The organism is Microcoleus sp. A006_D1 (genome assembly GCF_036702805.1).
GTDB lineage: Bacteria > Cyanobacteriota > Cyanobacteriia > Cyanobacteriales > Microcoleaceae > Microcoleus.
The window spans coordinates 405,344-408,517 of sequence record NZ_JAUBVZ010000003.1 but is presented as its reverse complement, the minus strand read 5'-3'; the positions used below and the strand labels follow the sequence as shown (position 1 = coordinate 408,517).

The 3,174-nt window shown below is 45.9% G+C and carries 4 protein-coding genes; 1 reads left to right on the top strand and 3 read right to left on the bottom strand.

Annotated elements, in window-relative coordinates; genetic code table 11:
* Positions 1 to 18: 18 nt before the first annotated feature.
* The 3 genes from QUB68_RS07455 to QUB68_RS07445 all read right to left on the bottom strand — a co-directional run bounded on the left by QUB68_RS07455 (position 19) and on the right by QUB68_RS07445 (position 2,407).
* Positions 19 to 993 (bottom strand): cysteine synthase A, encoded by a 975-nt coding sequence (locus QUB68_RS07455; protein ID WP_332990848.1) that lies wholly within the window; start codon positions 991 to 993, stop codon positions 19 to 21.
* A gap of 62 nt (positions 994 to 1,055) precedes the next feature.
* On the bottom strand, positions 1,056 to 1,640 hold the full coding sequence (locus tag QUB68_RS07450) for a Uma2 family endonuclease (protein ID WP_332991163.1): 585 nt from the start codon (positions 1,638 to 1,640) through the stop codon (positions 1,056 to 1,058).
* Positions 1,641 to 1,768: 128 nt separating this feature from the next.
* Entirely contained in the window at positions 1,769 to 2,407 is a 639-nt protein-coding gene (locus tag QUB68_RS07445; protein ID WP_332990846.1) for a peroxiredoxin, read from the bottom strand.
* A gap of 160 nt (positions 2,408 to 2,567) precedes the next feature.
* On the opposite strand from QUB68_RS07445, the gene QUB68_RS07440 reads away from it, so the two are divergent.
* Positions 2,568 to 2,843 carry a hypothetical protein gene (locus QUB68_RS07440; protein ID WP_332991161.1) on the top strand — a complete coding sequence of 92 codons (276 nt, stop codon included), beginning with the start codon at positions 2,568 to 2,570 and terminating at the stop codon, positions 2,841 to 2,843.
* Positions 2,844 to 3,174 lie beyond the last annotated feature (331 nt).

The window sequence follows — 3,174 nt, the reverse complement described above, 5'->3', positions numbered from 1 at the left end:
ACGTGTGCAACGCGGCTGCTAATCAGATGATAAACCTTTTGAGGCCAACCATTGGCGATCGAACAAACGCGACTGATATCGAGCCCCGCCGTCGCAGAGTACCGTCACAATCCTATGTCCCGGCCCCATTTGCTTAGCCAAAGCCACCGCCGCCCCCACATTAATCCCCACAGAACCGCCCATAAACAGCCCTTCTTTCCTCAGCAGTTGGTAAACCACCCGTACAGCCTCAGTATCATCAATTTGGATAGCATCATCTACCGGGGCATTCTCCATATTTGCAGTGATGCGGCTGGTGCCAATTCCCTCAGTAATCGAACTACCTTCAGTCTTAATTTCCCCAGTTTTGAAATAACTGTAAAGCCCGCTACCCATCGGGTCAGCCAAAACAGCTTTAATCGCGGGATTTTTTGATTTCAGAAACATCGCCACCCCAGAAAAAGTCCCGCCCGTACCCGTCGCCGCCACCCAAGCATCAACTTTCCCATCGGTTTGTTCCCAAATTTCCGGGCCAGTTGTCTCATAATGAGCTTGGCGGTTGGCTAAATTGTCAAACTGATTTGCCCAAACGGCATTTTCCATTTCGGCCGCCAACCTTCCCGAGAGTTTGACATAATTATTCGGGTCTTTGTACGGAACAGCGGCAACTGTCCGAACTTCTGCGCCCAAGGTTTTCAAAGCATCGATTTTTTCTTGCGATTGGGTATCGGGAATCACAATCAAACATTTATAACCTTTGGCATTGCAAATGTGGGCTAAACCGATGCCAGTATTGCCCGCAGTGCCTTCAACAACGGTGCCGCCCGGTTTTAGCAAGCCTTTTTCTTCGGCATCTTTGATGATGTAAAGGGCGGCCCTATCTTTGACGGAACCGCCGGGATTGAGAAACTCTGCTTTGCCGAGAATTTCGCAGCCTGTTTCATCGCTGAAGCTGTTTAATCGAATTAGCGGTGTGTTGCCGATTGTGCCTACAAAGCCGTTTTTGATATCCATAGTTTTTGGGTGTTATCCTATTATTGAGTTTTACAATAAGTTGATATTTATTGCTCGCAGTGCTACCAAATTTTACTCATGTTGAGAACAAATCCCGGCAAAACAGGGTCGCCGCTAACTGTCGCCGGATTTTCCAAACGTTCCTCTGGTAAATCGGGACGGTAGATGTAAACTCGGCGATTTTTGCGATCGATAAGCCAGCCCAGCCGCACTCCTGGTTCTCTCATATATTCTTGCATTTTGTCTTGCAACGGCTCTAAGTCCTCAAAATCCGGTCTGAGTTCAACTACAAAGTCAGGGCAAATTGGGGCAAATTTTTCTTGCTGTGCTTTTGACAAAGCATTCCACCTTTCCAGTTTAATCCAGGAAGCGTCAGGCGATCGCACGGAGCCGATCGATAAAGTAAATCCTGTACAAGAAGCAAAGCCAACGCCAGTTCCGTCTTCCTTTGTCCAAATGCCCAGTTCTCCAGTTAAAATAGCATTGCGGTTGCTGCTGGTTCCCCCAACGAGAGTCAACAATAGTATTTCTCCTCGCTGGTTGCGTTCAATTCGCAAGTTGCGATTGATTTGACAGAAATCGAAAAACTCATCCTCTGTCATTTGCAATTCTGGCAGCATTTGCAATAGGATCGGAGATGACAGCATTTTGCCTTTCCTCAAATCTAAACTGTTCAAACAAGATTGCACAATTTCTTTGTTCATAGTGAGGACTGAAGCCTTCAAAAATTAAGAACGACTCAAGTCCTCACTACGCACCTGTTTGTAAATTAAACCTATTTATTCGGCTGAGGAGTCATCCGCAAATAAGGCTTAATCGGCGTGTAACCTTTAGGAAATTTCTCTGCCAACTCTGCGGGGTCGGTAATCGAAGGTACAATGACGCAATCGTCGCCATCTTTCCAATCAACTGGAGTCGCAACGCTGTATTTGTCGGTAAGTTGCAAGGAATCAATTACTCGCAAAATCTCATTGAAATTCCGACCAGTGCTCGCCGGATAAGTAATGCTCAAACGCAATTTCTTTGCCGGGTCAATCACAAAAACGGTGCGGATTGTTAAGTTGTTTAGCGAATTAGGATGGATCATGTCGTAAATGTCGGAAACTTTACGATCGCCATCTGCTAAAATCGGATAATTGAGGGTGACATTTTGAGTTTCCTCAATATCTTTAATCCAACCCATGTGAGAATCCACGTCATCGACGCTGAGGGCAATGGTTTTGACTGCACGCTTTTCAAATTCCGACTTGAGACGGGCCACTGCACCGAGTTCGGTGGTGCACACTGGAGTATAGTCTTTCGGGTGGGAAAACAACACGACCCAGCTATCGCCAGCCCAGTCGTAGAAGTTGATTTCCCCTTCAGACGAGGCTTGGGTAAAGTTGGGAACTGTATCGCCTAATCGCAGTGACATAACTGGTTTCCTCTAATTTTATTTAACGACGGTTCTCTATCATCCCATAATTGCCGGGTTTCTCGATCGCACTGTAAATAATTCTAAACTTTTTGGTCGATCGCCCGCCAATTCCACTACTGTAATGTATGTGTGGCTTCTACCGCTGAATTTTGTTGCTATGCTTTACTTTTTGCTGAAGGCAATACAACCTGTTTTAGTCCCGCTGTGTTTTGTGTCCGCCTGGGGTTTAGTTTTTTTGCTGTGTTCGAGTATCGCACGTGCTGTCACCGACTCCCTGCGCCGAGCTCAGCGGATGCACCAAATCCCTTGCGCTAACTGCGTGTTTTTCACCGGCAACTACCACCTCAAGTGTCCCGTTCAGCCTACCATAGCTTTATCTGAAAGTGCGATCGACTGTCCTGATTATCGATCGCATTCTGGAACTTACGGTTAAAAAAATCGGTCATGGCTTGACATATTTCTTAACATCTCTAGCTCTTTCAATTAGAATTCAGCCCTCTTAGAAAGAGAAAGAGGGCGGGTTTTGTACAAATATTGTCTGTTAGGTGCAAGTTTTTGTCGCTAAACCCGCCCCTACAGGAATTAAATGTTAATGACGACCGAAATAATACTCACAAAATTCACAATCTGTAGGGGCGGGTTTAGCTAAAAATCTATGAGACAACCGAAGAGATTAGTTCAAAACCCGCCCTCTTAGAAAGAGAAAGAGGGCGGGTTTTGTACAAATATTGTCTGTTAGGTGCAAGTTTTTGTCGCTAAACCCG

Bases quoted from the DNA above. Each gene is read 5' to 3' on its own strand.
- QUB68_RS07455 (WP_332990848.1), bottom strand. From the start codon at position 993: ATGGATATCAAAAACGGCTTTGTAGGCACAATCGGCAACACACCGCTA.
- QUB68_RS07450 (WP_332991163.1), bottom strand. From the start codon at position 1,640: ATGCTGTCATCTCCGATCCTATTGCAAATGCTGCCAGAATTGCAAATG.
- QUB68_RS07445 (WP_332990846.1), bottom strand. From the start codon at position 2,407: ATGTCACTGCGATTAGGCGATACAGTTCCCAACTTTACCCAAGCCTCG.
- QUB68_RS07440 (WP_332991161.1), top strand. From the start codon at position 2,568: ATGCTTTACTTTTTGCTGAAGGCAATACAACCTGTTTTAGTCCCGCTG.